Origin of the sequence: Clostridium sp., assembly GCF_051650885.1 — a bacterium.
Lineage (GTDB): Bacteria > Bacillota > Clostridia > Clostridiales > Clostridiaceae > Clostridium.
This window is the reverse complement of sequence record NZ_JBOFRG010000315.1, coordinates 1-24,411: the sequence shown is the minus strand read 5'-3', so window position 1 is coordinate 24,411 and position 24,411 is coordinate 1. Positions and strand designations below refer to the sequence as shown.

General features: G+C 29.7%; 30 protein-coding genes. 4 read left to right on the top strand and 26 right to left on the bottom strand.

Translation table 11 applies throughout. From position 1 onward, the window contains the following. The 13 genes from ACRC28_RS15390 to ACRC28_RS15330 form a co-directional block, all read right to left on the bottom strand. Window positions 1-110: adenylosuccinate synthetase (locus tag ACRC28_RS15390; RefSeq protein WP_438544324.1), on the bottom strand; the 110-nt coding region annotated here is incomplete at its 3' end. Between the two features lie 393 nt (window positions 111-503). Further along, window positions 504-1,298: a pyrroline-5-carboxylate reductase gene (gene proC, locus ACRC28_RS15385; protein WP_438544320.1), complete on the bottom strand. Its 795-nt coding sequence runs from the start codon at window positions 1,296-1,298 to the stop codon at window positions 504-506. Window positions 1,299-1,383: 85 nt separating this feature from the next. Continuing rightward, the gene (locus ACRC28_RS15380; protein ID WP_438544323.1) at window positions 1,384-2,721 is read right to left on the bottom strand and encodes a replicative DNA helicase; all 1,338 of its coding nucleotides are present in this window, start codon (window positions 2,719-2,721) and stop codon (window positions 1,384-1,386) included. Window positions 2,722-2,839: 118 nt separating this feature from the next. Beyond that, complete coding sequence (lonC, locus tag ACRC28_RS15375; RefSeq protein WP_438544322.1) at window positions 2,840-4,714, bottom strand: Lon family ATP-dependent protease; 1,875 nt, start codon at window positions 4,712-4,714, stop codon at window positions 2,840-2,842. Window positions 4,715-4,744: 30 nt separating this feature from the next. Continuing rightward, entirely contained in the window at window positions 4,745-5,191 is a 447-nt protein-coding gene (gene rplI, locus ACRC28_RS15370) for a 50S ribosomal protein L9 (protein ID WP_438544319.1), read from the bottom strand. 1 nt (window position 5,192) lies between these two features. After that, window positions 5,193-7,127 carry a DHH family phosphoesterase gene (locus tag ACRC28_RS15365; RefSeq protein ID WP_438544318.1) on the bottom strand — a complete coding sequence of 645 codons (1,935 nt, stop codon included), beginning with the start codon at window positions 7,125-7,127 and terminating at the stop codon, window positions 5,193-5,195. Window positions 7,128-7,141: 14 nt separating this feature from the next. Then, on the bottom strand, window positions 7,142-7,465 hold the full coding sequence (locus ACRC28_RS15360; RefSeq protein ID WP_438544317.1) for a MazG-like family protein: 324 nt from the start codon (window positions 7,463-7,465) through the stop codon (window positions 7,142-7,144). Between the two features lie 155 nt (window positions 7,466-7,620). Further along, entirely contained in the window at window positions 7,621-7,866 is a 246-nt protein-coding gene (gene rpsR, locus ACRC28_RS15355) for a 30S ribosomal protein S18 (protein WP_438544316.1), read from the bottom strand. Between the two features lie 27 nt (window positions 7,867-7,893). Next, entirely contained in the window at window positions 7,894-8,343 is a 450-nt protein-coding gene (locus tag ACRC28_RS15350) for a single-stranded DNA-binding protein (RefSeq protein ID WP_438544315.1), read from the bottom strand. A 13-nt stretch (window positions 8,344-8,356) separates the two neighbouring features. Continuing rightward, window positions 8,357-8,644 carry a 30S ribosomal protein S6 gene (rpsF, locus tag ACRC28_RS15345; protein ID WP_438544314.1) on the bottom strand — a complete coding sequence of 96 codons (288 nt, stop codon included), beginning with the start codon at window positions 8,642-8,644 and terminating at the stop codon, window positions 8,357-8,359. Window positions 8,645-8,744: 100 nt separating this feature from the next. Further along, window positions 8,745-8,939: a DUF951 domain-containing protein gene (locus ACRC28_RS15340; RefSeq protein ID WP_438544313.1), complete on the bottom strand. Its 195-nt coding sequence runs from the start codon at window positions 8,937-8,939 to the stop codon at window positions 8,745-8,747. Beyond that, window positions 8,936-9,847, bottom strand: a complete 912-nt coding sequence (locus tag ACRC28_RS15335) for a mechanosensitive ion channel family protein (RefSeq protein ID WP_438544312.1) — start codon at window positions 9,845-9,847, stop codon at window positions 8,936-8,938. The genes ACRC28_RS15340 and ACRC28_RS15335 overlap by 4 nt, the downstream gene beginning before the upstream one ends. A gap of 26 nt (window positions 9,848-9,873) precedes the next feature. Then, window positions 9,874-10,542 (bottom strand): ArsR/SmtB family transcription factor, encoded by a 669-nt coding sequence (locus ACRC28_RS15330; protein WP_438544311.1) that lies wholly within the window; start codon window positions 10,540-10,542, stop codon window positions 9,874-9,876. A gap of 106 nt (window positions 10,543-10,648) precedes the next feature. On the opposite strand from ACRC28_RS15330, the gene ACRC28_RS15325 reads away from it, so the two are divergent. Both ACRC28_RS15325 and ACRC28_RS15320 read left to right on the top strand, forming a co-directional pair. Next, window positions 10,649-11,323, top strand: a complete 675-nt coding sequence (locus ACRC28_RS15325) for a haloacid dehalogenase type II (protein ID WP_438544310.1) — start codon at window positions 10,649-10,651, stop codon at window positions 11,321-11,323. Window positions 11,324-11,337: 14 nt separating this feature from the next. Further along, on the top strand, window positions 11,338-11,982 hold the full coding sequence (locus ACRC28_RS15320; RefSeq protein WP_438544309.1) for a peroxiredoxin-like family protein: 645 nt from the start codon (window positions 11,338-11,340) through the stop codon (window positions 11,980-11,982). A gap of 40 nt (window positions 11,983-12,022) precedes the next feature. Here the strand turns inward: ACRC28_RS15320 and ACRC28_RS15315 are convergent, their stop codons facing one another. Beyond that, on the bottom strand, window positions 12,023-12,256 hold the full coding sequence (locus tag ACRC28_RS15315; RefSeq protein WP_438544308.1) for a DUF3343 domain-containing protein: 234 nt from the start codon (window positions 12,254-12,256) through the stop codon (window positions 12,023-12,025). A 140-nt stretch (window positions 12,257-12,396) separates the two neighbouring features. Between ACRC28_RS15315 and ACRC28_RS15310 the strand changes: the two genes are divergently transcribed. Beyond that, a complete protein-coding gene (locus tag ACRC28_RS15310; protein WP_438544307.1) occupies window positions 12,397-13,548 on the top strand; it encodes an aminotransferase class V-fold PLP-dependent enzyme in 1,152 nt (383 codons plus the stop codon). Between the two features lie 102 nt (window positions 13,549-13,650). Next, window positions 13,651-14,187 carry a spore protease YyaC gene (gene yyaC, locus ACRC28_RS15305; RefSeq protein WP_438544321.1) on the top strand — a complete coding sequence of 179 codons (537 nt, stop codon included), beginning with the start codon at window positions 13,651-13,653 and terminating at the stop codon, window positions 14,185-14,187. Between the two features lie 256 nt (window positions 14,188-14,443). On the opposite strand, the gene ACRC28_RS15300 is transcribed toward yyaC, so the two are convergent. The 12 genes from ACRC28_RS15300 to rpmH form a co-directional block, all read right to left on the bottom strand. After that, window positions 14,444-14,947: a DUF4446 family protein gene (locus ACRC28_RS15300; RefSeq protein WP_438544306.1), complete on the bottom strand. Its 504-nt coding sequence runs from the start codon at window positions 14,945-14,947 to the stop codon at window positions 14,444-14,446. Between the two features lie 37 nt (window positions 14,948-14,984). Then, on the bottom strand, window positions 14,985-15,848 hold the full coding sequence (locus tag ACRC28_RS15295) for a ParB/RepB/Spo0J family partition protein (protein WP_438544305.1): 864 nt from the start codon (window positions 15,846-15,848) through the stop codon (window positions 14,985-14,987). An 18-nt stretch (window positions 15,849-15,866) separates the two neighbouring features. Beyond that, the gene (locus tag ACRC28_RS15290; protein ID WP_438544304.1) at window positions 15,867-16,628 is read right to left on the bottom strand and encodes a ParA family protein; all 762 of its coding nucleotides are present in this window, start codon (window positions 16,626-16,628) and stop codon (window positions 15,867-15,869) included. Window positions 16,629-16,843: 215 nt separating this feature from the next. Further along, entirely contained in the window at window positions 16,844-17,626 is a 783-nt protein-coding gene (noc, locus tag ACRC28_RS15285; RefSeq protein ID WP_438544303.1) for a nucleoid occlusion protein, read from the bottom strand. 148 nt (window positions 17,627-17,774) lie between these two features. Continuing rightward, the gene (gene rsmG, locus ACRC28_RS15280) at window positions 17,775-18,494 is read right to left on the bottom strand and encodes a 16S rRNA (guanine(527)-N(7))-methyltransferase RsmG (RefSeq protein ID WP_438544302.1); all 720 of its coding nucleotides are present in this window, start codon (window positions 18,492-18,494) and stop codon (window positions 17,775-17,777) included. A gap of 17 nt (window positions 18,495-18,511) precedes the next feature. Continuing rightward, window positions 18,512-20,401 (bottom strand): tRNA uridine-5-carboxymethylaminomethyl(34) synthesis enzyme MnmG, encoded by a 1,890-nt coding sequence (mnmG, locus tag ACRC28_RS15275; RefSeq protein WP_438544301.1) that lies wholly within the window; start codon window positions 20,399-20,401, stop codon window positions 18,512-18,514. 12 nt (window positions 20,402-20,413) lie between these two features. After that, the gene (gene mnmE / locus ACRC28_RS15270; RefSeq protein WP_438544300.1) at window positions 20,414-21,790 is read right to left on the bottom strand and encodes a tRNA uridine-5-carboxymethylaminomethyl(34) synthesis GTPase MnmE; all 1,377 of its coding nucleotides are present in this window, start codon (window positions 21,788-21,790) and stop codon (window positions 20,414-20,416) included. A 230-nt stretch (window positions 21,791-22,020) separates the two neighbouring features. Continuing rightward, a complete protein-coding gene (gene jag / locus ACRC28_RS15265; protein ID WP_438544298.1) occupies window positions 22,021-22,641 on the bottom strand; it encodes an RNA-binding cell elongation regulator Jag/EloR in 621 nt (206 codons plus the stop codon). 40 nt (window positions 22,642-22,681) lie between these two features. After that, window positions 22,682-23,473, bottom strand: a complete 792-nt coding sequence (gene yidC / locus ACRC28_RS15260) for a membrane protein insertase YidC (RefSeq protein WP_438544297.1) — start codon at window positions 23,471-23,473, stop codon at window positions 22,682-22,684. Between the two features lie 22 nt (window positions 23,474-23,495). Beyond that, a complete protein-coding gene (yidD, locus tag ACRC28_RS15255; protein ID WP_438544296.1) occupies window positions 23,496-23,705 on the bottom strand; it encodes a membrane protein insertion efficiency factor YidD in 210 nt (69 codons plus the stop codon). Continuing rightward, window positions 23,677-24,051 (bottom strand): ribonuclease P protein component, encoded by a 375-nt coding sequence (gene rnpA, locus ACRC28_RS15250; RefSeq protein ID WP_438544295.1) that lies wholly within the window; start codon window positions 24,049-24,051, stop codon window positions 23,677-23,679. The genes yidD and rnpA overlap by 29 nt, the downstream gene beginning before the upstream one ends. Before the next feature lie 63 nt (window positions 24,052-24,114). After that, complete coding sequence (gene rpmH / locus ACRC28_RS15245; protein ID WP_438544294.1) at window positions 24,115-24,249, bottom strand: 50S ribosomal protein L34; 135 nt, start codon at window positions 24,247-24,249, stop codon at window positions 24,115-24,117. Window positions 24,250-24,411 lie beyond the last annotated feature (162 nt).

Sequence of the window (24,411 nt, the reverse complement as noted above, 5' to 3'; positions counted from 1 at the left end):
TTACCACCTTGGAATCTAACAACTACATCTGCATCCTCTGCTAAGTAGTCTGTCATTTTTCCTTTTCCTTCATCTCCCCATTGGGCTCCTAATACTATAAATGCTGACATTATATCCTCCTTCAGACTAATTAAATAATCTTCCTTTATTTTTCATGGAGTAGTTTATATTATTATTATTTACAATAATTCTAAATATAAACCTATTTGGATTTATCTCTCCCATACACAATAGTATCAAAATGAATCTTATAGGTCAATGAAAATTCGAATGTTTTTTTATTTTATAAAATAAATATTCGTATATTAAAAATTTTTACCAAATATAAAAACTCTAGAGGCTGTGAATCTCTAGAGTTTTTTCTTAATTATAAATTAAGAGGAGTCTATTTTATATGTGTATGTGTGTTTTCGGTTAATAATCAAATCATTGTCCAGTTGATATTGATTATCATTAACTTGTTTTTATTATAATTGCTTTTTCTTTTATTGTCAATAATTTAACTACATATTTTTTGATTTTTCTGCACATGTTTTTATTGCACTAATCATTGTGTTTCTTATTCCATTCTTCTCTAAATCTGCTACCGCTTCAATTGTTGTTCCTCCTGGAGAACATACCATATCCTTTAATTCTCCTGGATGCTTTCCTGTTTCTAAAACCATTTTTGCTGAACCTAAAAGACTTTGTGCTGCCATTTTATATGCCTTGTCTCTTGGAATCCCTAAATTAACAGCACCATCTGCCATAGCTTCAATAATCATAAACACATATGCAGGAGATGAACCACAAAGTCCTATAAATGCATGGAAATCTTTTTCTCCTAACACTTCATACTTTCCAAAAACATCAAACATTTCACCTACAAACTTTAAGTCCTCTTCTTCAACATTTCCATTTGGACATACCGCTGACATTCCTTCTCCTACAAGTGCTGGTGTATTTGGCATAGTCTTAACTATTTTTTCTTCTTCACCTATCCACTCTTCTAAATCACACATATTTATTCCAGCTGCAATACTTATAATAAGCTTTCCTTTTAAAGCTTCTTTTACCTCTTCTATAACTTCTTTATACATATAAGGTTTAACTGCAAGTATTATTACATCAGCATTTTTTGCTACTTCTAAGCTTTCTGCTCCAATTACTCCATATTCTTTTTCTAATTTTTCTCTAGATTCTTTTCTTTTAGTTGAAACAAAAACATCTTTAGGATTAACAAATTCTTTTTTAACTAATCCTCCAAGCATAGCGCCTCCCATATTTCCACAACCAATAAATCCAATCTTTTTACTCATTATATTTTCCTCCTTAAATTCAAAAATTCTATAAAAAATTATCTAGAAGCATATATTCCTCTAGATAATTCTACAATCTTATTTATTACTCTTGATGTATTGCCTCATAATTGGCAAACTTACTGTATTGTCCAAGCCAAGCAAGTTTTACTGTTCCAACTGGACCGTTTCTTTGTTTTGCAATTATGCATTCACCAGTATTTTTTTCTTCAGTATCTTTATTATAATACTCATCTCTATATAAAAACATAACAACGTCGGCATCCTGTTCTATTGAACCAGATTCTCTAAGGTCAGAAAGCATTGGTCTATGGTCTGCTCTTTGCTCTGGTGCACGGGATAACTGTGATAATGCTATTACAGGACATTCCATTTCCTTTGCTAGTGCTTTTATAGATCTTGATATTTCTGATACCTCTTGTTGTCTGTTATCTGAACCTGATGAACCTGACATAAGCTGAAGATAGTCTATCATTATTAAATCTATACCATACTCCATTTTAAGTCTTCTACATTTAGATCTCATTTCCATTACAGTAACCCCTGCTGTATCATCTATATACATTTTTGCTTTAGATAATGGTCCTGTTGCTCTTGCTATTCTATCCCAATCATCTGGTTCTAAGTTACCTGTTCTAAGCTTAAGCATATCAATATTAGCTTCTGAACATAATAATTTATATGCAAGTTGCTCTTTTGACATCTCTAGAGAAAATATAACTACGCTTTTCCCTTCTCTAAGTGCAGCATATTCAGCTATATTTAAAGTAAATGTAGTTTTTCCCATTGAAGGTCTTGCTGCAACAAGTATCATATCTCCTTTTTGGAATCCTGACGTTTTATCATCTAAATCTTTAAAGCCTGAACTTACTCCTGTAACTTCACCTTTATTGTTATATAATCTTTCAATTTCAATAAATCCTCTTTCAAGAACTGTTCCTAATGATTCAAAATCATTTGTTGTTCTTTTCTCAGATATATCAAATATTCTTTTTTCTGCTTTGTCTAAAACCCCTTCAACTTCACCTTGCTTGTTGTAACTCTCTTCTATTATTTCATTAGAAGCTCTTATAAGCTTTCTTAAAGTTGATTTTTCTAAAACTATTTGTATATATGAAGAAAGGTTAGCTGTACTTGGTACTGATGCAGATATTTCTGTAACATATGTAACTCCACCTGCTCTTTCAAGCACATCTGTTGACTTTAAGTATTCTAAAACTGTAACTAAGTCGACTGCCATATCTCTTTTAAACATTTCAACTATTGATTTAAATAAAATTTTATGACTATCTCTATAAAAATCTTCCTCTTCTAACTTTTCAGCAGCTGGAGCTATTGCGTTTCTTGATATAAGCATTGATCCAAGTACTGATTGTTCAGCTTCTATACTTTGAGGTAAAGTTTTTGCTATTGGTCCTTCCACGTCTTTCCCACCTTTCACATATTATTTCACCTTACTATTATAATCAAAGTTTAACTTTTAGGCTATATTATTTTAAAAATATAAAAGGACTTCCCTTATGGAGAAGCCCCTTCATATATTAAAATGCTAGTTCTAAAATTTCTTCTATTGAACTAACTGCTTTAACTTCTATATCAGTTAATCCACTTGGAATATCTTTTTCATTATCTTCTGGAACTAAAACAAGGTTTATTCCTTTTCTTCTAGCACCATAAATTTTTTCAAATACTCCACCTACTGGTTTAACCTTACCTCTTAAAGATATTTCCCCGGTAATAGCTAAATCTTGTCTTATAGGCTTCTCTAATAACGCACTTATGATACAAGTTGTTATAGCTGCCCCTGCTGATGGTCCATCAATATTACCACCACCAATTACGTTAACATGTATATCATAATCTCTTATATCTTTATCAGTTATTTTTCTTATTACTGATGCTGCATTATATACAGAATCCTTTGCCATACTTCCTGCAGTTTCATTAAATCTTACACTACCTGCACCTTTTTTCTTTGCTTCAAATACTGATGCTTCAATTTCTAAAGTTGAGCCTAAGAAACCACTTACACCTAGTCCATATATATGTCCTATCTCTTTTTCTGTATTATCTGAAAAGATTTCAAAAGGTGAATATCTTCCTATTGAAATAACTTCTTCAACATCCTTTAATGTAATTTTTAATTTTTTAGGTTTTACTTTTCTTTTATATAAAGCATATCCATAAGCATCAGTTAAAATATTTACAGCTTTTCTTCCTTCAATAGTATATCTACTAATATACTCAGGCACTGTTTGCTCTAATGAAACGTCTAATTTTCTAGCTGCATTTTTAACTATTTCTTGAATATCTTTCACTCCTAATGGCTCAAAATATACTTCTGTACATCTTGATCTTAACGCTGGATTTATTTCTCTAGGCTCTCTTGTTGTTGCACCTATTAAAACAAAATCAGCTGGAGCTCCTTTATCAAAAAGATATTTTATATAAGCTGGTGTCTTTTCATCATCTGGATCATAGTATGATGATGAGAATTCCACTCTCTTATCTTCTAAAACCTTTAATAATTTATTTTGAAGTATATGATCTAGCTCTCCAATTTCATCTATAAATAAAACTCCACCATGAGCTTCAGTTACTAAACCTGGCTTTGGCTCTGGAACTCCTACATCTGCTAAATCTCTTTTACTACCTTGATATATAGGATCATGTACTGAACCTAATAAAGGATTTGTTATTTCTCTTGGGTCCCATCTTAACGTAGTTCCATCTACTTCTACAAACTTTGATTCATCATCAAAAGGTGTAAACTGAAGCTTTCTAGCCTCTTCTAAAGCTATTCTAGCTGCTGTAGTTTTTCCTACTCCTGGAGGTCCATAAAGAATTATGTGCTGTGGATATGGTGATGATAGCTTTGATATTAATGATTTTATAGCTCTCTCTTGTCCTGCTATCTCTTTAAATGATTCTGGTCTTAAAAAGCTCATTATATTTTTGCTAACAACTTTTCCATCTAACGCTTCTAACTCTTCTAATTTTTTTGCAGTTTTAGCATTTTCAGTTCCCTTTTCTTTTTTAAGTATAGCTAACTTCATTTCATCTATATACTTATCTTGCTTTTCCATTAAAGCTTTCTCTACTTTTGCTTCAATTTCTCTTTGAACATATCTTTTAGCTAATTCTTCAGAAATCCAAACTATAGTGTCTTCTAGCACTTCAGTAATCTTATCTTCTGTTGGAACTACTTCTATTCCTGCTCCATCTGATGCAATCATATTAAGTGCATATGCTCTCTCTGCAAGTTTTTTAGATGTAGTATATTTCTTTAACTTATGTCTTACTGTTCTCGCTCTAATTGCACCTTCATCTAAGACATTTTTTAATATGTCATATAAAACATTTATTTGAGCTTCTATTGTTAAATCTCCACCTACAACTCCTTGTAGGAATTGGATTTGTTCGTTTAATTTCAAAATTATTCCTCCTTATGCTTGTGGAACAATAAGAACTTTCATCTTTGTTGATACTTCAGGATATAATTTAACTTCTACTTCATATCCACCCGCAACTTTTATTGTATCCATAACAATTTTCTTTTTATCTATATTTACGTTATATACTTTATTTATTTCTGCTGCAACATCTTTGCTTGTTATTGCTCCAAATAATTTTCCGTTATCTCCAACTTTTCCTGTTATCTTAACTTCTTTACCTTTTAATTCATTAGCAAGCTTTTGAGCTGCTTCAATTTCAGCAAGCTTTTGCTTTCTTTCATTTTCTTTTTGATTATTTAATATGTGCATGTTATTATCAGTTGCTTCTTTAGCTAATTTTTTTGGAAATAAGAAGTTTCTTGCATAACCATCTGATGCATTTATAACCTCACCTTTTTTACCTATTTTTTTAACATCTTGTAATAATATAACTTTCATGTTATTCACCAACCTTTAAATATTTTTTAATTGCGTCATTTAACATTATCTTAACTTCATCTACGCTCTTATTTGATATTTTAACACCTGCCATATTCAAATGTCCACCTCCGCCAAGACTCTCTAGGACTACTTGAACGTTAATATCACCTATTGACCTTGCGCTAATGTAAATATCGCCTTTTATATTACAAATAACAAATGCTACTAGAATTCCTGTTATATTTAGCAATTCATCTGCTGATTTTGCTACTATAACAGTATTACTATCTTCTGGTGCAACTGCTATTGCTACGCTATTTTCTGTTTTAGCTGACTTTATTGTTTCAGCTATTTGTATAAATTCATCTAGATTATCTGTAAATAACTTTTTAACCTCTGTAGTTTCAGCACCCATTCTTCTTAAGAATGAGGCAGCATCAAAAGTTCTTACTCCAGTTTTAAAAGAGAAACCTTTTGTATCCATATATATTCCTGCAAGTAAACCTTCTGCTTCTTTTTTAACTACACTTGGCTTATCTAAGATATATTGTATAATTTCTGTTATCATTTCAGATGTAGACGATGCATATACTTCAATATAATTTAATAATGCTCCCTCTACTATATCTGTACTTCTTCTATGATGGTCTATTATAACCTTTCTCTTAACACTATCTACAAATTCTAAATTGCTTACATAGTTTTTATTGTGTACATCTACTATTATAACTAATGATTTTTCTGTCTTTTCTTTGTAAGCTGTCTCATATGTCATAAATAAGTTTTTATATTCATCTTTTTCTTTTACTTGAGTAAGGAATGGCTCAATTGCAAAAGTATCATTTCCAAGAACTATTGAACATTTAGTTCCAAGTTTCTTTACAATACTTGATAAGGCTAATGCAGAACCAAAACAATCCATATCTAAGTTCTTATGACCTACAATAAATACCTTATCACTTTCATAAATTAATTCCTTTAATGCATGAGATACAACTCTTGCTCTAACACGAGTTCTTTTTTCAATCTCTTTACTGTTTCCACCAAATATTTTTATTTCACTTGGTGTTTTCACAACAGCCTGGTCTCCACCTCTTCCTAAAGCTAGCTCTTTTCCTATAACAGCTAGTTTATAATTTTCCTTAGGTGTTAACCCACCTTTTCCTATTCCCATACTTAGAGTTATTTCTAATTTATTTCCCTTACAAATCTTTGATATTTCCTCTAATATATTAAACTTAGATTTAATTTCTTCTTCAATATATTTATCAGGTACAGATAAAACATACTTATTTTTATCATACTTCTTTATCATTGCCTGCAATCTACTTCCATATGCATTAATTTTTTGCTCTATTTCAGCAACAATTAATGGTCTAGTATCTTCAGTAACTGCATCTAAAGCTTCGCTAATATTATCAACCTCAATTAATACTACGCTTTCCTTAGTTTTATCTACATCAACCAAATCACTTATATCATTGAAATATATTAAAAATAATTCTTCCTTGCTCTCTAACTTGCTCGAATATACATCATATAATCTACCATTAGATTTAAGCCTTTGATGGACTTCTCTTGTAACTTCTTTGATTTTATCTAAATCAATTCCTCTAGCAACACTCAAGATATTTTCATCAACAAAGGAATCTTCATCCTTAAATACCTTCATAGCTTTATTGTGCCACCTTACTTTTCCAATAGCATCTATAAGCACTATTGGAACTGCCAAATTAGCTGCATTTTGTTTAATGTCTTCATCTATTTCTTTAATAAGATTTTTTTCATCGGCTTCCTTCTTCCAAAAGCCACTAAGTAGATAAAAATTATCTACAACATAAAGCAAAATAAATAACACAACTAATTCTCTTATGTTAAATATTAAAGAGATTATAATACCCAAAATTAATACAATAGGTACTATTATCCTTTTAATAGGTGCTTTCACATTCATTAACTTCCTCCTATTTATTCATCTCTTCTTTTTGAAATATGACCTTTAAGCTTACTTAGACTTTCTCCCTCTTTCTCAATTTCATCTCCCGCTCTTATTCCAATGTCTAACTTTTCTTTTATTTGATCATCAACTTTTGATAAAGAGTAACCTAATTTATCAGCAAGTACGTATAATATTATTATTCCTCCTGATAAACAATCTATTAAAGATTCTTCTGCAACATTACTCCCTCTTGTTAATAATACATAAAAGTCCCCAATTATTTTTATTAATTGAGCTTTTAGCCCTTCTATTATTTTTACATTACCCATAATATTCAAATCTTTTCTTCTCATATCTCTTCCCCCATTTTAACCCTGTATGTATATTTTAGTTTTTTTCCTCTTTTATTGCAAGATTTTAAGCAATTATATTCCTTTAAAAGAATTTTATGGTAAATATTTCGTATAAAAAAAGAACACAACAATAAATTGTCGTGCTCTCTATATTACTACTCAGTTGTGAATGGTAATAAAGCTATGTTTCTAGCTCTCTTAACTGCTTCAGTTAATTGTCTTTGATGTTTAGCGCAAGTTCCAGAAATTCTTCTTGGAAGTATTTTTCCTCTTTCTGTAACGAACTTTCTTAACTTAGCGATATCTTTGTAATCTATAGAATCAGCTTTGTCAACACAGAAAGCGCAAACTTTTCTCTTAGATCTTCTCATTCTTCCTGATCTTTTATTATCTCTGCTCATTGTCTTACCTCCTTACCTAGAAAAATTTTAGAATGGCATATCTCCGTCATCGACAGGAGTCATGTCATCGTCAAACCCAGCTCCGAATGAATCGTTGCTTGGTTTTGAATTGTCAGAATTATTTCCACTAAATCCAGTGTTTCCACCAAATGATTCAGTGTTGTTTCCACCTTTGCTTCCAACAAATTCAAAGCTTTCAACAGCTACATCAGTAGTGTATCTTTTTGAACCGTCTTGTGCATCATAACTACCAGTTCTTATGTTACCAGTAATTGCGATTTGGCTTCCTTTTGTAAGATATTGTGCTATTGTTTCCGCTTGTTTACTAAATGCTACACAATTAATAAAGTCTGCTTCATCTCTCTTGAATTGTCTTGTAACTGCTACTGAGAATCTCGCTACTGCGTTTCCTGTACCTGCTGCAAATCTTAATTCAGGATCTTTTGTAAGTCTACCTATAAGTATAACTTTATTCATTCAATATCACCTCTTACGCTTCTTTCTTAATTATGATATGTCTCATAACACCATCAGTAATTCTGAATATTCTGTCTAATTCTCTTGGTAATTCAGTGTTAGCTGTGAAGTCAACTAAAGTATAGTGACCATCGTTAACTTTGTTAATTGTGTAAGCTAATTTTCTCTTACCCCAATCATCAACATTGTCAACAGTTCCTCCACCATTTTCGATTACACCTTTAAACTTTTCAACTGCAGCTTTAACAGCCTCCTCGTCTAGTGATGGGTGTAGTATAAATATAGTTTCGTACTTTCTCATCATTTTCACCTCCTCCCCTCGGACTAACGGCTGTGCTTTGCACAGCAGGGATTACAATTATCTATTTTATCATTACCTCTAATATTTTTCAATAGTTTTATTAAATTTCTGCTTTTTCTATAATTTTTTTTGCACCTTTTACAAACTTACTTCTTGAAAGCATTATGATTCTTTCACATTTCACACACTTTATTTTAACATCTGCTCCTGTTCTTATAACCTTAAAGTTTTTTTCTCCACAAGGATGTTGCTTTTTCATTTCTACTATGTCACCTAAATTAAAAGTTTCTATCATTTTAATACTCCTTCCACTTCTTTATTTTCTATATCTATATTATTTTTATTTATTATAAGCTCAGTTTTACTGTATGGTATTTCTATGCCTTCTTTATCCATAGCTTGCTTTATCTCTTTTCTAAGCTTTCTTTCCATAGACCATTGATGCATTGGAATACTAAACCCAACTATTCTTATAGTTACTCCTGAATTCCCTAAATCAGTAACACCCCAAATCTCAATTGGTTGTGGTACTTCTTCATTTTCTTCATCAAACTTTTTACAAGTTTTAGTTATAACGTCTATTGCATTATCAATATCTTCCTCGTAAGCAATATCAATATCAACTATAAACCTTATATTGTTTCTAGAATGATTTGTAACTTCTTTTATACTCCCATTTGGTATAAGATGCAAATCACCTGTAAATGCCTTTAATATAGTTGTTCTTATACCAATAGATTCTATTATTCCATCAAACTTACCAATCGTAACATAATCCCCTACCCCGTACTGGTCTTCAAAAAGAATAAAAAATCCATTAATTAAATCTTGAACCAAGCTTTGAGCTCCAAAACCAACAGCAAGACCTCCCATGCTAGCAAAGGTTAAGGATATTCCACCAAATAACTCTTCTAACATTATAGCTGCTCCCACAAAGTACACTGCGTACTTTAAGACACTCTTTAAGACTTCGCCAATAGTTATAGCCTTCTGAGGACTCATTGAAAATTTAAGTCCCTTTTCCTTGCTTTGATTCTGAACGAATTTTTTTATAATCTTGTTTCCTATTTTTATAGTTATAAACATTAAGAATATTACTAATATAATCTTTAATCCTATCCCTACTATCTTGTCTATAAATTCTGGACTGACTGTTATCTTTCCTATTTGAAGTCCATCCTGTTCAATTTTGATTGCTGCCATATAACTCCCCCAACATCTTTATCACACTAAATTGATAAATCAAATTCCTCTTTTAAAAATTCTCTTCCCTTGTTTGTTAAAAACAATTTTCTTGTTTCTTTATCCTTCTCTATTAAGTCAAACTTCAATAAATTTGAATATATCATACTACCTATCTCCCCTGATATATGATTACTCCTTTCACTCCAATCCCTACACAATTCCCCACTATATTTTTTATCTTCAATTGTAAAACCCACTTTTTTAAATTTTAGCTTCCCTTTGTCTGTGATGAAAATACTTTTTCCCTTTATCTCAATATATTCCTCATCAATTAGTTTATCAAATATTCTCACACCTAATCTTCCTGCTATATGGTCATAGCATAACCTTGCAAACCTAATTTGTTCTGATTGTACACTTTCTTTTAATGAAGATATTTTAGGCTCTTTAGATAACTGCATTAACATTTCTAGTACCTTTGCGATTTCTTCATTTTCTATTTTATAGTAAGAATTCTTTCCATATTTATTATTTTTTATAATATTAAGCTTTACCATTTTACTCAAGTGATATGTTGCCGTTTGTGGCTTTATTTTTGAAGCCTTCGCAAGTTCTCCTGTAGTTCTTGCTCCACCTAACAACTCCACTAACATTATCGCCCTTGATTTATCTGAAAATATACTTGCTATTGTACTAATATCTGGAGTTATCATTTACTCACCTCTTTATAAATATATTTCCATCTCCATGGAATAATAATATTGTTATACTAATTTTATAAATTAAACTCAAATTTATCAATAGAAAGGATATGATTTTATGGAAAACTTAAAAAATATAAAACTTTGTGTTTTCGATGCTTATGGAACTTTATTTGATGTTCATTCAGCCTCTGAAAAATATAAAGATGAAATTGGTGATACATATAATGATTTTTCAAACCTTTGGAGAGCAAAACAACTTGAATATAGTTTTCTAAGAGAAATAATGGATGACTACACAGATTTTATTAACGTAACAAAAGATGCTCTTAATTATGCTTGTAACACTTTTAATATAAATAATGACTCATTAAAAGATAAACTTATAAATTCTTATATGGAATTATCAGCTTATGCAGATGTAATTCCTACATTGCAAAGACTTAAAGCTAAAGGTATATCATTAGCTATCTTAACTAATGGTTCTTATTCTATGATAAATAAAGCTGTTCAATCATCTAATATCAATAATTTACTAGATGATATTTTATCAGTAGAAGATATCAAAATTTTTAAGCCTAATAAAAAAGTTTATGAAATGGTAACTGAAAAATTCAATCTTTCCCCTAACGAAATTTCTTTTTTCTCATCTAACGGATGGGATATTATGGGTGCAACTAAGTTTGGATTTAATACATTTTGGGTAAATAGATTTGATAAAACTTTAGAAGAGTCAGCATATAAACCTAAATTTATAATTAAAACTTTAGCTGATGCCTTAAATTTACTATAAGGAGATGAACTTTTATGAAACTAAGTGATGAATTAAGCAGATTAGCTCAAAATGCTAATCAAACCCTTCCTACAGAAATAAAAACTTTATTTAAAGACTCAATAGACGAAGTTAAAGCTTCAAATATTGAACAAACAGCTTTATCAACTGGTGATATGGCTCCAGACTTTACGTTAAGTAATGCAAATGGAGATACTGTTTCATTATCTGCATTTTTAGAAAAAGGACCTGTTGTTATAACATTTTATCGTGGTGGATGGTGTCCATACTGTAATTTAGAATTAAAAGCTTACAGAGATGCACTTAAAGATATAACTAATTTGAATGCAAATTTAATTGCTATCTCTCCTGAATTACCCGATAACTCTTTATCAACTATTGAAAAAAATAATCTTAACTTTGAAGTTTTAAGTGATATAGATAATAAAGTTGCTAAAAAATTTGGTCTTGTTTTTAAAGTTAATGATGCTTTAGCAAAAGTGTATAAAGAGCGTGGTTTTGATTTAAAACAAAATCAAGGAAACGAGTTAAATGAACTTCCTATGCCTGGAACTTATGTTATAGATACAACAGGTAAAATCGTTCTATCTTTTGTTAACAGTGATTATAAAAAAAGATTAGATATTGATGTTGTTTTAAATAAACTAAAAGAACTGTAATAATAATATAAAAGCTAAAAAGAATTTTTCTTTTTAGCTTTTATATTTCTGTATATTCATTTCCTTCTTTTAAATATATTCCTTTATATTCTATACCTTCTTCTCTTGCTGCTTTTAATTCTTCTTCTTCATCAAATCTTATACAAATACCACAACTTTGAGTTATGCTTGTTGGCGTTGGCATTATTCTAAAAGAATATCCTTTTGATTCTAAATCACTCTCCGCCATCATTGCATCATATGTATTCTTAAAAACTATTATATAATATTTCATTTTGTCCTCTCCTTCTTAATAGTATTTAATTTAAAATACTATCTTTTTATAACTATATTATATCCAACTTTTCTTTATATACCTACCCTTTATTTTGTTTTATAATTAATATAAGAAATTTAATTATACGAGGTTTACTTATGAAAGTTTATTTAGATAACGCTAGTACAACATTTCCTAAACCATCAATAGTTTCAGAAAGCATCTTTAACTATCTAACTAATGTTGGTGGTAATGCAAATAGGTCTACTAGTTCAAACAGTTTAGAAAGTAATAAAATTGTTTTTAAAACAAGAAAAGCTATTGCTGACTTTTTTAATTTTAATAATCCACAAAATGTTATATTCACAAACAATATAACTACATCTTTAAATATATTAATAAAAGGTATTTTAAAATCTGGTGACCACGTTCTTACATCATCAATAGAACATAATTCTGTTATCAGACCTTTAATTTCATGTTCAAATAGTTTAGATATTGAATTGGAGTTTGTAGAGGCTAATAGTTACTCATTTATAAACCCAAAAGACTTTGAAGATAAAATTAAAGCTAATACAAAGCTTATAGTTCTCACACACGCCTCTAATGTTACAGGTTGTATTCAACCTATTAAAGAAATTGGAGAGCTTTGTAAAAGGCATAATATATTCTTTATAATAGACTCTGCTCAATCTGCAGGGACTGTTCCAATCGATTTTAAAGAACTAAACTTAAGTGCATTAGCTTTTACTGGACATAAAAGTCTTTTTGGTCCTCAAGGAATTGGTGGCTTTATCATTTCAGATGAACTTAATGATATCTGCTCTCCATTTATCGAAGGTGGTACAGGAAGTCTTTCACATGATATTTATCAACCAAATTTTTTGCCAGATAAATTTGAAAGTGGCACTTTAAACATTCCTGGTATTATCGGACTATATAATGGTATTAATTTTATAAATACTACTGGCTTAGATACTATAAAAAAACATAACTCTACTCTTTACAAAAAACTTGGTAATGGGTTACTTCAGTTAGGATACACAGTTTATGGCGATTTAACTTTTGAAAATGCTACAACTTCTCTTTCTTTTAATTTAAAAGATTTAGAGCCATCTGAACTATCATATTACTTAGACTCAAATGGTATTAGTAATAGAGCTGGACTTCATTGTGCTCCTAAAACTCACCAAACTATAGGAACTTTTCCTCTAGGGACAGTTAGATTAAGTATCTCTTACTTTAATACATTAGAAGATATTGAATATGCTCTTTCAATCTTAAAAAATGCTATAAATAATTTTTATTAAGTTTGTTTAAAACACCTCCTATTTGGAAATAATTTCAAATAGGAGGTGTTTTTATTGAATAAAACATTATTACAATTTGATGGAACCGATTCTTCATCCTTTATGGATTTAGGTACAGCCTTATTTAATCACTTGAAATTAATTCATCATACAAATAAAGAAATTATATTGCTTTGTATCGGAACTGATCGATGTACTGGAGATGCTCTTGGACCTTTAGTTGGGGACAACCTGATTGCATCAAGACTAAATAATTTTCATATTTTTGGAACTTTAGAAAATCCAGTTCATGCTAAAAACTTAGTAAATTCAATTGAAGAGATTAATCTTCAATTTAAAAATCCATATATAATAGCCATTGATGCTTCTCTTGGTGAATTATCTAATATTGGAAAAATATCATTAAAAAATTCACCATTATTCCCTGGATTAGCTCTTAATAAAGCTTTACCGCCAATCGGTGATTTAAGTATTACTGGTGTAGTTAATTTAAGTGGTAATTTTGAATACTTAATGTTACAAAACACCCGTTTATATACTGTTATGCTTTTAGCTAAAAATATTTCTAAAAGCATTCTTTATGCAAACAAACTTTTAAATGATTACTCTAAAAATGTAATTAAATTCCCTTCAAAATAGTTTTTTATATTTAACTACTAATAGTAGAATTTTAATTTCATTTGAATCAAATCTCATTTATAGTATAATGTTTCTCAAGAAACATTATGTAAAAAAATGTTTCTTGAGAAACATTGAAGGAGTTATTTAAGTTGTCTAAACTAAGTTATGATTTTTTTGCACGAGATGCTCGTATTGTTACTAAAGAACTTTTAGGTAAAATTTTCATTATAAAAAAATAATCCAGTTTGATTAAATCAAACTGGATTATTTAAGTTTATATTGCTTTTTTAATAGCTTCTTCTAAAACACATTTTTCTTCTTCTGATAATTCATATCTTGAAATACCTTTATCAACTGGCTTTGCATAGCAAGTACTATCATATCTTCCATAAAGACCTGTTAAAATAACACCATCATTATGTCCATCAAGGAATGCTATTGAGTAACTTAAATCACTTCCTACATCATCAAAAGCTTTGTATCTCATAATTGCAACTTTTTGAACACACTCTAATAATTCTTTTCTAGTTTCAGTTACAACTTTTAAAGCTTCATCTGCAACTTCTTTTGCACTATCAATTTTTCCAAGTTCACTAACTATAAGTTGTTCTAAGTTCTTATTATCTACACCCTTCATAAGCTTTCTGTATCTTTTCTCGACACGGTTTAATCCCTTCCATAATACAATTATTAGGATTATTAAAATTACTACTAAGGCTGCCATTCCTATTACGATATATGGTAATAGACTTTGAATGCTACTGATTAAATTATTCACTTTTTTCCGTCCTTCCTAAAATGTTTCTCAAGAAACATTACATGTTTATTAATTCTAAAATTCTATTTAAATCTTCTTCTGAATAGTATTCTATTTCTATTTTTCCTTTTTTGTCTTTATCATCAATCTTTACTTTTGTTCCAAAGTAATCTTGCAACTTATTTTGTGCCTCTTTATAGTAAATATTTAATTCTTTTTTTACTTTTTCTGGCTTTTCTTTTTCATTTTCATAGCTTTTAATTTTTCTTTCAAGTTCTTTTACTGATAAGCTATTATCTATAACCATCTGTGCAAAATTATATTGTAAATCTCCATCTGTTATTGATAATAAAACTCTTCCGTGAGCTTCACTTATAACACTTTCAATTAAATACTGTTGAACTCTTTCATCTAACTTTAATAATCTCATTGTGTTTGTAATAGCTACTCTTGATTTACCAATTCTACTACTTAACTCTTGTTGTGTTAAGTTAAATTCTTTGATTAATTTTTTATAAGCAATAGCTTCTTCAATAGGATTTAAATCTTCTCTTTGAATATTTTCAATTAAAGAAATTTCTAAAACTTCCTTTTCTGTTAACTCTCTTACTATTGCAGGAACTTCTTTAAGTCCTATCATTTTAGCTGCTCTAAATCTTCTTTCACCTGCAACTATAACATATCCTGATTTTTCTTTTCTTAATAAAATAGGTTGTATTATTCCATGATTTTTTATAGATTCTGCAAGTTCTGCTATATTTTCATTGTCAAAGAATTTTCTTGGCTGCTCTGCATATGCCTTTATTTTATTTAATGAAATCATCATTGAATCTTTTTTAGATTCTACTACCGTATTCTTTTTTTCTACCTCTTCAGGTATAAGTGCTCCTAATCCTTTTCCCAATCCAAACTTTTTACTCATTCCTTAATCACCCTCTCATTATTGCTTCTTTAAAAATTCATTAGTTAATTTTGAATAAGAATCTGCCCCTTTACACTTTTCATCATAAAGCATTATTGGCAATCCAAAGCTTGGTGATTCTGCTAATCTTATATTTCTTGGAATAGTTGTTTCATAAACTTTATCCTTAAAGAATGCTTTTACTTCCTTATACACTTCATTACTTAAATTTGTTCTATAATCATACATAGTCATAACAACGCCTTCAATATCAAGTTCTTTATTTAAAGACTTCGTTACTAAATTTACTGTATTTATAAGTTGACCAACACCTTCTAATGCATAAAACTCACATTGTATTGGTATTAGTACAGAGTTACTTGCTGATAAAGCATTTATAGTAAGAACTCCTAAAGATGGAGGACAGTCTATAAATATAAAATCAAATTCATCTCTAACTTCATCTATTTTCTCTATCAAGATTTTTTCTCTATTTTCTCTTCCTATAACCTCAACTTCAGCTCCTGCAAGTTCCATTGTTGATGGGGCTATATATAAATTACTTATTAAGTCACTATGTATAATTACATCATTTAATGAAGTATCCGAAGTTATAACATCATACATTGATGCTTCTAAGTTTCTTTTATCTATTCCAAGTCCACTTGTAGTATTTCCCTGTGGATCTATATCTATCGTTAAAATTTTATGCCCAAGCATTGCAAGGTAAGAGCATAAATTAATATTAGTTGTGGTCTTTCCTACGCCACCTTTTTGATTGAATATACAAATTGTTTTCATAATTAGCTCCTTACTTAGAGCTACACCCCCTCTCACACTTATTATTATATATATTTTCTCTACATAATAAAAGCGTAAAAGGGCTAAAACTCTAATTTCTTAATAAATTTATAATAGAATATTTTGAACTTTTTTTAAAGTTTTATTCAATTAATATTTTTTCTAAAAAATAAGACATCTAATCTAACTAAAGATAGATGTCTTACACACATAAATTACTTTTTCATCTTAGGAATTTTAACTTTTATTTCTATATATTCTTCCTTTTCATCCATATCATATTTAGCAGGTATATTAAATTTATCAAATACCTGTTTTATGCTATTTACATATAACTTTGCTGGAAATGCTGATTTTATATTATTTTTCTTTTTCCCACTTAACTCTTTTCCTGCAATTTTTAAAAGTTCTTTATTTATAAGTTCTTCTGTTTGTCTTACATTTAATTTATTTTTTATAACCTTATCTAAAACTCTCTTTTGTAATTTTAAGTTATCCACAGATAGTAAAGCTCTTGCATGTCTTTCAGTTAAATTGTTATCCACACATAACTTTCTAATTTCATCCCCAAGTTTAAGAAGTCTCAATTTATTTGCAATTGTGGATTGTTTTTTCCCCATTCTTTTCGCAAGTTGCTCTTGTGTAAATCTATGGTCATTTATTAAATTATAATAAGCTTCAGCTTCTTCTATAAAGTTTAAATCTTCTCTTTGTAAGTTCTCTAATAATGCTATTTCAGCAGATTCAGTATCAGTTATATCTATAACTGTACATGGAACCTCTGTTAAACTTGCAAGCCTTGCAGCTCTCCATCTTCTCTCTCCGGCAACAAGCTCAAACATTTGCCCTCTTTTTCTTACAGTTATAGGTTGAATTATTCCATGAACCTTTATTGATTCTGATAATTCTTCTAATGCCTCTTCCTTGAAATATTTTCTTGGCTGATATGTATTTGGAATTATATCATCCACACTAACTTTTATCACTTCATTACTCATTTATAGAACCCATCCCTTATAAAATTCCATTATTTTTCTCTCTTTATATAAATTCGATATTTCCCATTATTTCCCTTTATTTTTTTCAAGAAATAATTCGAGTCTTTATCTTTTAAATCTCTATTATCTACCAATATTTTATCTTTTTCTATTTAATTGGCTTTTTTGTTACATTTCCTGCTTTTCTAGGATATGTTTTAGGACACTCTTTAACCTTTTCCACAACAACAATATTGTGATTTAAATCTGTTCCTTCAACAACCGTTTCATCAATTCTAGCAAGTCTGCCCCCTAAAGTTCCAATAGCATTCTTACTACCTGCAAGCTCTTCTTCAATTGCAGGTCCTTTTAGTGCTACAAAGAATCCACCAACCCTTACATAAGGAAGACAGAATTCTGATAATACTGCCATATTTGCAACAGCTCTAGATGTAGCTACATCAAAATTTTCTCTTAATCCCTTTTGTCTAGCTCCATCCTCTGCTCTTGAATGAATAGTAACTACATTTTTTAGACCTAATTCCTTTACTACTAAGTTTAAAAAATTAACTCTTTTATTTAATGAATCTAGTAACGTTACTTCTACGTCTTCATTCATTATAGCAATTGGTAATCCTGGGAACCCTGCTCCTGTTCCAACATCTATAATAGTTTTTGCATTTTTAAGTTCTGAACTTTTAAAAGCCTTTATACAATCAATAAAATGCTTCGTTATAAATTCATTATCTTCTGTTATTGCAGTTAAATTAATCTTTTGATTCCATTCTTGTACAAGTCTCATGTATTTTATAAATTTCTCATACTTATCTTCATTAAAATCCATTGAAACTTCTTCTGCTGCAGTTTTCATTATATTATAAAATTCCATCTTAAACTCCTTAAATATTAGTTATTTTCTTCTCTTTTATTGTATCCGACCTCTAAATATATTAATAATACAGATATATCAGCTGGAGATACTCCAGAGATTCTTGATGCCTGCCCTATACTTACAGGTTTTATGTCAGATAATTTCTGCATTGCCTCAGTTCTTAATCCTTTTACCTCATAATAATCTATATCCTTAGGTAAAATTTTCTTTTCAAACTTTTTAAATTGAGCTACTTGCTCTAATTGGCTTTGTATATATCCTTCATATTTCGCAATTATATTTATTTGCTCACCAACACTATAATCATAATCAGGTCTTTCTTCATCTAGTTTAGCTAATGAGAAGTAATCTAATTCTGATCTTTTTATAAGCTCATATAATCTAGTTGGCTTTTTAAGTGCTGCTGACTCTAAGCTTTCTAAGAACTCATTATTTTCAGTCTTATTAGTTACTTGAAGATTTTTCAATCTATCTAATTCAACTTCTATATTTTCTTTTCTATTAAGGTATCTGTTATATCTTTCTTCATTTACTAATCCAACATTATGACCAATTTCAGTTAATCTAAAATCTGCATTATCTTGTCTTAATAATAATCTATACTCTGCTCTTGAAGTCATCATTCTATAAGGCTCATTAGTTCCTTTAGTAACTAAATCATCTATTAAAACTCCAATATAAGCATCTGAACGAGTTAAGATTAATGGCTCTTCACCTTTTATCTTTAATGCGGCATTTATACCAGCTACAATACCTTGTGCGGCTGCCTCTTCATATCCTGAACTTCCATTTAATTGTCCTGCACCGTAAAGTCCTTCTATGTGCTTAAATTCTAATGTAGGCTTTAATTGAAGTGGGTTTATTGAATCATATTCTATTGCATAAGCTGCTCTCATCATTTCTGCATTTTCAAGTCCATCTAAAGTTCTAATAACTTTAATTTGAACATCTTCAGGTAATGATGATGATAATCCTCCAATATATAACTCTTGAGTATCATCTCCCTCTGGTTCAACAAAGATTTGATGTCTACCCTTATCAGGGAATCTCATAACCTTATCTTCTATTGATGGACAATATCTTGGTCCTACACCTTTAATTGTTCCATTATAAATTGGTGATCTTCCTATATTTTCATTAATTATTCTGTGAGTATCTTCGTTAGTATAAGTTAAATAACATGATATTTGCTCTCTATCAACATTATCATGCATAAATGAAAACGGAATAATTCTATCATCACCTTTTTGCTCTATCATCTTAGAGAAATCAACTGATCTCTTATTAATTCTTGCAGGTGTTCCTGTTTTAAATCTTCTAAGCTCTATTCCTAAATCTAATAAAGTTTGTGATAAGTCTTTAGCCTCTGAAAGTCCATTAGGTCCTCCTGAATAGCTTACATCACCTATTATGATCTTAGCCTTTAAGTATGTTCCTGTACATAAAACAACGGCCTTACAATTGAATATAGCTCCATTCTTTGATATAGCACCTTTAACAATGCCATCTTCAACAACTAAATCTATTATTTCAACTTGTCTCACGTATAAATTCTCTTGAGTTTCTAAAACTCTTTTCATTCTTTTTTGATACTCAAGCTTATCTGCCTGTGCTCTTAAAGAGTGAACTGCAGGTCCTTTAGATGTATTTAACATTCTTGATTGAATAAAAGTATGGTCTATATTTACAGCCATCTCTCCACCTAAAGCATCTATTTCTCTAACTAAATGCCCCTTTGCAGTTCCTCCAATATTAGGATTACAAGGCATCATTCCTATTGATTCTAAATTTATTGTACAAATTAATGTTTTTAGTCCCATTCTAGAGGCAGCAAGTGCAGCTTCGCATCCTGCATGACCTCCTCCAATAACTACAATATCATAATCTCCACCATTATATCTCATGGTCTTTTCCTCCTATTTTCCACAACAGAATTCACTAAATATCTTATTTACTAAATCTTCTTCAAGTTCATCACCAGTAATTTCACCTAATGATCTCATTCCTGAAGTTACGTATATAGATATTAAATCTAAGAATTCATTTTTCTCTAATCTATCTTTTGCCATTTCACAGTTTTCTAAAGCTCTTATTAAAGCTTGCTTATGTCTATTGTTAGATATAATTAAGCTTTCATTGTCAACTTCTCCGCTAAAGAACATATCTTTTATTTTTTTCTTTAAATCTTCTATTCCAAAACCAGTTTTAGCTGAAATTTGAATAAAGTTTTCAAAATCATTTAAGACTTCTCTATCTATTTTTTCTTCTAAATCAACTTTATTAAGAAGAACAATAGTATTTTTATCTTTTACAGATTCTATAATTTCTTTATCCTCTTCATCAATAGGTCTTGAAGTATCTATCATTAAAACAACTAAGTCAGCCTCTTCAAGCTTTTCTTTAGATCTTTCAACACCAATCTTTTCAACTATATCCTCAGTTTCTCTTATTCCAGCTGTATCCGTTATTTTAACTGGTATTCCATCTAAGTTTATAAACTCTTCTATTACATCTCTTGTAGTACCTGGAATATCTGTTACAATAGCTCTTTGCTCCTGTAAAAGTGCATTCATAAGTGATGATTTTCCTACATTAGGCTTACCTATTATAGTCATTTTTAATCCATCTCTTATTATTTTTCCTTCATTTGCACCTTTTAAAAGTCTATTCATTTCAGTAATAGCCATATCCACACCTTCTAAAACTCTTGGTGGAATTGTTTCATCTGGCTCTTCATCATCTTCTGTAAAATCAACAGCATATTCAATTAAAGCTAAAACATTTAAAAGATATTGTCTAAGCTTATTTATTTCCTGGGAAAGCTTCCCTGAACTTTGCATTACTGCTGACTTCATAGCTAAATCAGTTTTTGCTCTTATAATATCAATAACAGCCTCTGCTTGACTTAAATCTATTCTTCCATTTAAGAATGCTCTCTTAGTAAACTCTCCTGGTTCTGCAAGCCTTGCACCTGCTCTAATAGTTTCTTCTAACACTTTATTAGTAGAAATTACTCCACCGTGACAGTTTATTTCGATAACATCCTCAGCTGTAAAACTTCTTGGACCTTTCATAAAGCTTATAATAACTTCATCTATTACTTCATTATTTTTATCTACAATGTTTCCATATTTCATAGTGTATGTTTTCATATTTTTTATATCAAAATCATTTTTAGCCTTAAATATTGAACCTACAATATCTAACGCCTTTGCACCTGAAACTCTTATTATGGCAATTCCACCCTCACCTTGGGCAGTTGCTATACCACAAATAGTATCAAATTCTTTCATTAGCTTACCTCCTTAAAGTGCTAATTATATAGATTTTACTATATTCTAATTATGTATTACTTTTTTAAATTATAAACATTCAAACCTAATAAACTACTATCAATTTTACAGAAATAAACACTATAAGTCAAAGCTATAATATCTATAATACATATCATCTTTTTCTTATATATTTCTCTACTTAAATCTGTATAAAAAAAGAAAGCCTTAAAAGGCTTTCTAAATCTTATTTAACTTAATGCAACCACAACTTTTCTGTATGGGTCCTCCCCCTCACTATAAGTTGAAATTCCCTCTTCGTATTGAAGTGCTGCATGAATTATTCTTCTTTCATAAGGATTCATAGGCTCAAGCTTAAACGGTCTTTTAGATATTCTAACTTTATTTGCTATCTTTAATGCAACAGCTTTTAAAGTTTCTTCTCTCTTAGCTCTATAATTCTCTGTATCTAGTATAACTTTTTTGTAGCTCATTTCATGATTCTTATTTACGACTAATGATATAAGATATTGTATAGAATCTAAAGTTTCACCTCTGTATCCTATAATTGTTCCCATCTTAGCACCTGAAACATTAATATATAAAGAATCTTTCTCTTCTTTAATACTTACAGTTCCAACTACTCCCATTGAACTCAATAAACTTTCAGTAAATACCTTTGCTTCATTCACATAATCATATTTAACTGTCACTTTTATCTTCGCCGGCTTAGTTCCTATAATATTCAAAAATCCTTTTGAACCTTCATCTAAAATATCTACTTTTACTTTATCCTTAGATACATTAAGTTCATTTAATGCCTTTTCTAAAGCTTCATCTACTGTTTTACCTGTTGTTTCAATAAACTTCATTTGCCCTAGACACCTACTCTCACATGGTTATATATTTAAACTATTTCTTTTTCTTTTTCTTTTTGTTGTTAGATTCTTCGATACTTTCTAAAAGACCAAATTTATCTTTGTTAGATTCAGTAGCCTGTTCATCAGCTTCCTGTTTAGCCTTTTGCTTTTGAAGTGGTCTAACATTTAAGAAATATGTTTGAACTAATTGATATACTCCACTAGTTACCCAGTATATTACTAATAGTGCTGGGAATTTAAGTGAAATGAATCCCATCATTAAAGACATACCAATGTTCATTGGCATCATATTCATACCACTTGCGTCACCAGCTGGATTTGATTTAGTCATCAAGTATGATGGAATAAATGTAAATATTGCTGATAATACCGGTAAAATATATAGTGGATCATGTAAACTTAAGTTTGGAATCCATAAGAAACTGATTCCTTGAGTTTGAGCAGCTACACTTGGATCTGTAAAAGTCCAATATAATGCCATTAATATAGGAAGTGGAATTAACATAGGTAAACAACCACCAGTCATACTAATGTTGTTTTCTTTGTAAATTTTCATTACTTCCGCATTTGCTTTTTGAGGGTCCCCTTTATATTTTTCTTGGACCTTCTTTATCATAGGTTGAAATTCTTGCATTCTTCTCGTTGATTTTACTGATTTAATACTAAATGGTAAAACCAAAGTTTTGATAATAACAGTTAATAAAATAACCGCTAAAACATAACTTAGCCCTGGATTTGTAATTCCTATTGATACTATAAAATGATGTATAGCGTCAAATATAGATACAAATACATTGATTATTGGCTCAATTAATTTCATCATAATAAAATTTTCCTCCCATATTCTATTTTACAGGATCATATCCACCTTTACTTAAAGGATTACAACGTAATATTCTCCAGATAGCCATAAAGCTACCTTTTATTGCACCATATTTTTCTACTGCTTGAAGTGCATACTCTGAGCAAGTAGGCCTATATTTACAACATGGAGAGTACATTGGTGATATCCTGGTTCTATAAAATTTAATTAAAGTTATTACAATTTTCTTCATTTAATAGTCCTGCCTTTTTAAATAAATGCAGCATTGCCTTCTCAACATCATGAAAATTTTTACCTTCTATTTTTGTTCTTGCAACAAAAACAAAATCATAACCCTTTTTTAATTTTACTTCATTTAATCTATAGCTTTCAGAAATAAGTCTTTTACTTCTACTTCGTACAACACTATTCCCTACTTTTTTACTTACTGAAATTCCTACCTTATTATAAGGTAAATTTTCATTATCTTTATTTTTTCTATTTTTAAATCTATATAATACTAATAAATCATTAGCTAAAGATGATCCTCTTCTATATACGAGTCTGAATTCATTATTTTTTCTCAATTTGTATATCATCTGTAATTCAATACTCCTTTTTTTCTACTAAAGTGTAGAAAAAAGGCCACTAAATTGCGGCCCTTATGCTGTTAATTTTTTTCTACCTTTTTGTCTTCTTGCTTTAAGAATGTTTCTTCCAGCTTTAGTTTTCATTCTCTTTCTGAAACCATGTTCTTTTTTTCTTTGTCTTTTTTTAGGTTGGTATGTCATGAACATTTGCACTACACCCCCTTCGAAATTTTTTATTATAGAAAAATAAATATACTTTTCTTTTTACCTTACCATTATATATATCTGATTCTGATATGTCAAGAATAAGGATAATTGTTGATAAATATCTTTGTTAATCCTACTTTTTGTGGATAACTTATTGAAACC

Bases quoted from the DNA above. Each gene is read 5' to 3' on its own strand.
- ACRC28_RS15290 (WP_438544304.1), bottom strand. From the start codon at position 16,628: ATGAAAACAATTTGTATATTCAATCAAAAAGGTGGCGTAGGAAAGACC.
- ACRC28_RS15350 (WP_438544315.1), bottom strand. From the start codon at position 8,343: ATGAATAAAGTTATACTTATAGGTAGACTTACAAAAGATCCTGAATTA.
- ACRC28_RS15295 (WP_438544305.1), bottom strand. From the start codon at position 15,848: ATGAGTAAAAAGTTTGGATTGGGAAAAGGATTAGGAGCACTTATACCT.
- mnmG (WP_438544301.1), bottom strand. From the start codon at position 20,401: ATGAGATATAATGGTGGAGATTATGATATTGTAGTTATTGGAGGAGGT.
- yidD (WP_438544296.1), bottom strand. From the start codon at position 23,705: ATGAAGAAAATTGTAATAACTTTAATTAAATTTTATAGAACCAGGATA.
- rpsF (WP_438544314.1), bottom strand. From the start codon at position 8,644: ATGAGAAAGTACGAAACTATATTTATACTACACCCATCACTAGACGAG.
- rsmG (WP_438544302.1), bottom strand. From the start codon at position 18,494: ATGGAATTTTATAATATAATGAAAACTGCAGCAGAAGAAGTTTCAATG.
- ACRC28_RS15340 (WP_438544313.1), bottom strand. From the start codon at position 8,939: ATGATAGAAACTTTTAATTTAGGTGACATAGTAGAAATGAAAAAGCAA.
- rnpA (WP_438544295.1), bottom strand. From the start codon at position 24,051: ATGATATACAAATTGAGAAAAAATAATGAATTCAGACTCGTATATAGA.
- mnmE (WP_438544300.1), bottom strand. From the start codon at position 21,790: ATGAAAGAATTTGATACTATTTGTGGTATAGCAACTGCCCAAGGTGAG.
- ACRC28_RS15325 (WP_438544310.1), top strand. From the start codon at position 10,649: ATGGAAAACTTAAAAAATATAAAACTTTGTGTTTTCGATGCTTATGGA.
- rpmH (WP_438544294.1), bottom strand. From the start codon at position 24,249: ATGTTCATGACATACCAACCTAAAAAAAGACAAAGAAAAAAAGAACAT.
- ACRC28_RS15330 (WP_438544311.1), bottom strand. From the start codon at position 10,542: ATGATAACTCCAGATATTAGTACAATAGCAAGTATATTTTCAGATAAA.
- ACRC28_RS15360 (WP_438544317.1), bottom strand. From the start codon at position 7,465: ATGAGAAGAAAAGATTTGAATATTATGGGTAATGTAAAAATAATAGAA.
- yidC (WP_438544297.1), bottom strand. From the start codon at position 23,473: ATGATGAAATTAATTGAGCCAATAATCAATGTATTTGTATCTATATTT.
- ACRC28_RS15310 (WP_438544307.1), top strand. From the start codon at position 12,397: ATGAAAGTTTATTTAGATAACGCTAGTACAACATTTCCTAAACCATCA.
- ACRC28_RS15365 (WP_438544318.1), bottom strand. From the start codon at position 7,127: ATGAATGTGAAAGCACCTATTAAAAGGATAATAGTACCTATTGTATTA.
- jag (WP_438544298.1), bottom strand. From the start codon at position 22,641: ATGAAGTTTATTGAAACAACAGGTAAAACAGTAGATGAAGCTTTAGAA.
- proC (WP_438544320.1), bottom strand. From the start codon at position 1,298: ATGAGTAAAAAGATTGGATTTATTGGTTGTGGAAATATGGGAGGCGCT.
- ACRC28_RS15335 (WP_438544312.1), bottom strand. From the start codon at position 9,847: ATGGCAGCAATCAAAATTGAACAGGATGGACTTCAAATAGGAAAGATA.
- rplI (WP_438544319.1), bottom strand. From the start codon at position 5,191: ATGAAAGTTATATTATTACAAGATGTTAAAAAAATAGGTAAAAAAGGT.
- rpsR (WP_438544316.1), bottom strand. From the start codon at position 7,866: ATGAGCAGAGATAATAAAAGATCAGGAAGAATGAGAAGATCTAAGAGA.
- noc (WP_438544303.1), bottom strand. From the start codon at position 17,626: ATGAGTAATGAAGTGATAAAAGTTAGTGTGGATGATATAATTCCAAAT.
- ACRC28_RS15315 (WP_438544308.1), bottom strand. From the start codon at position 12,256: ATGAAATATTATATAATAGTTTTTAAGAATACATATGATGCAATGATG.
- ACRC28_RS15320 (WP_438544309.1), top strand. From the start codon at position 11,338: ATGAAACTAAGTGATGAATTAAGCAGATTAGCTCAAAATGCTAATCAA.
- yyaC (WP_438544321.1), top strand. From the start codon at position 13,651: ATGGATTTAGGTACAGCCTTATTTAATCACTTGAAATTAATTCATCAT.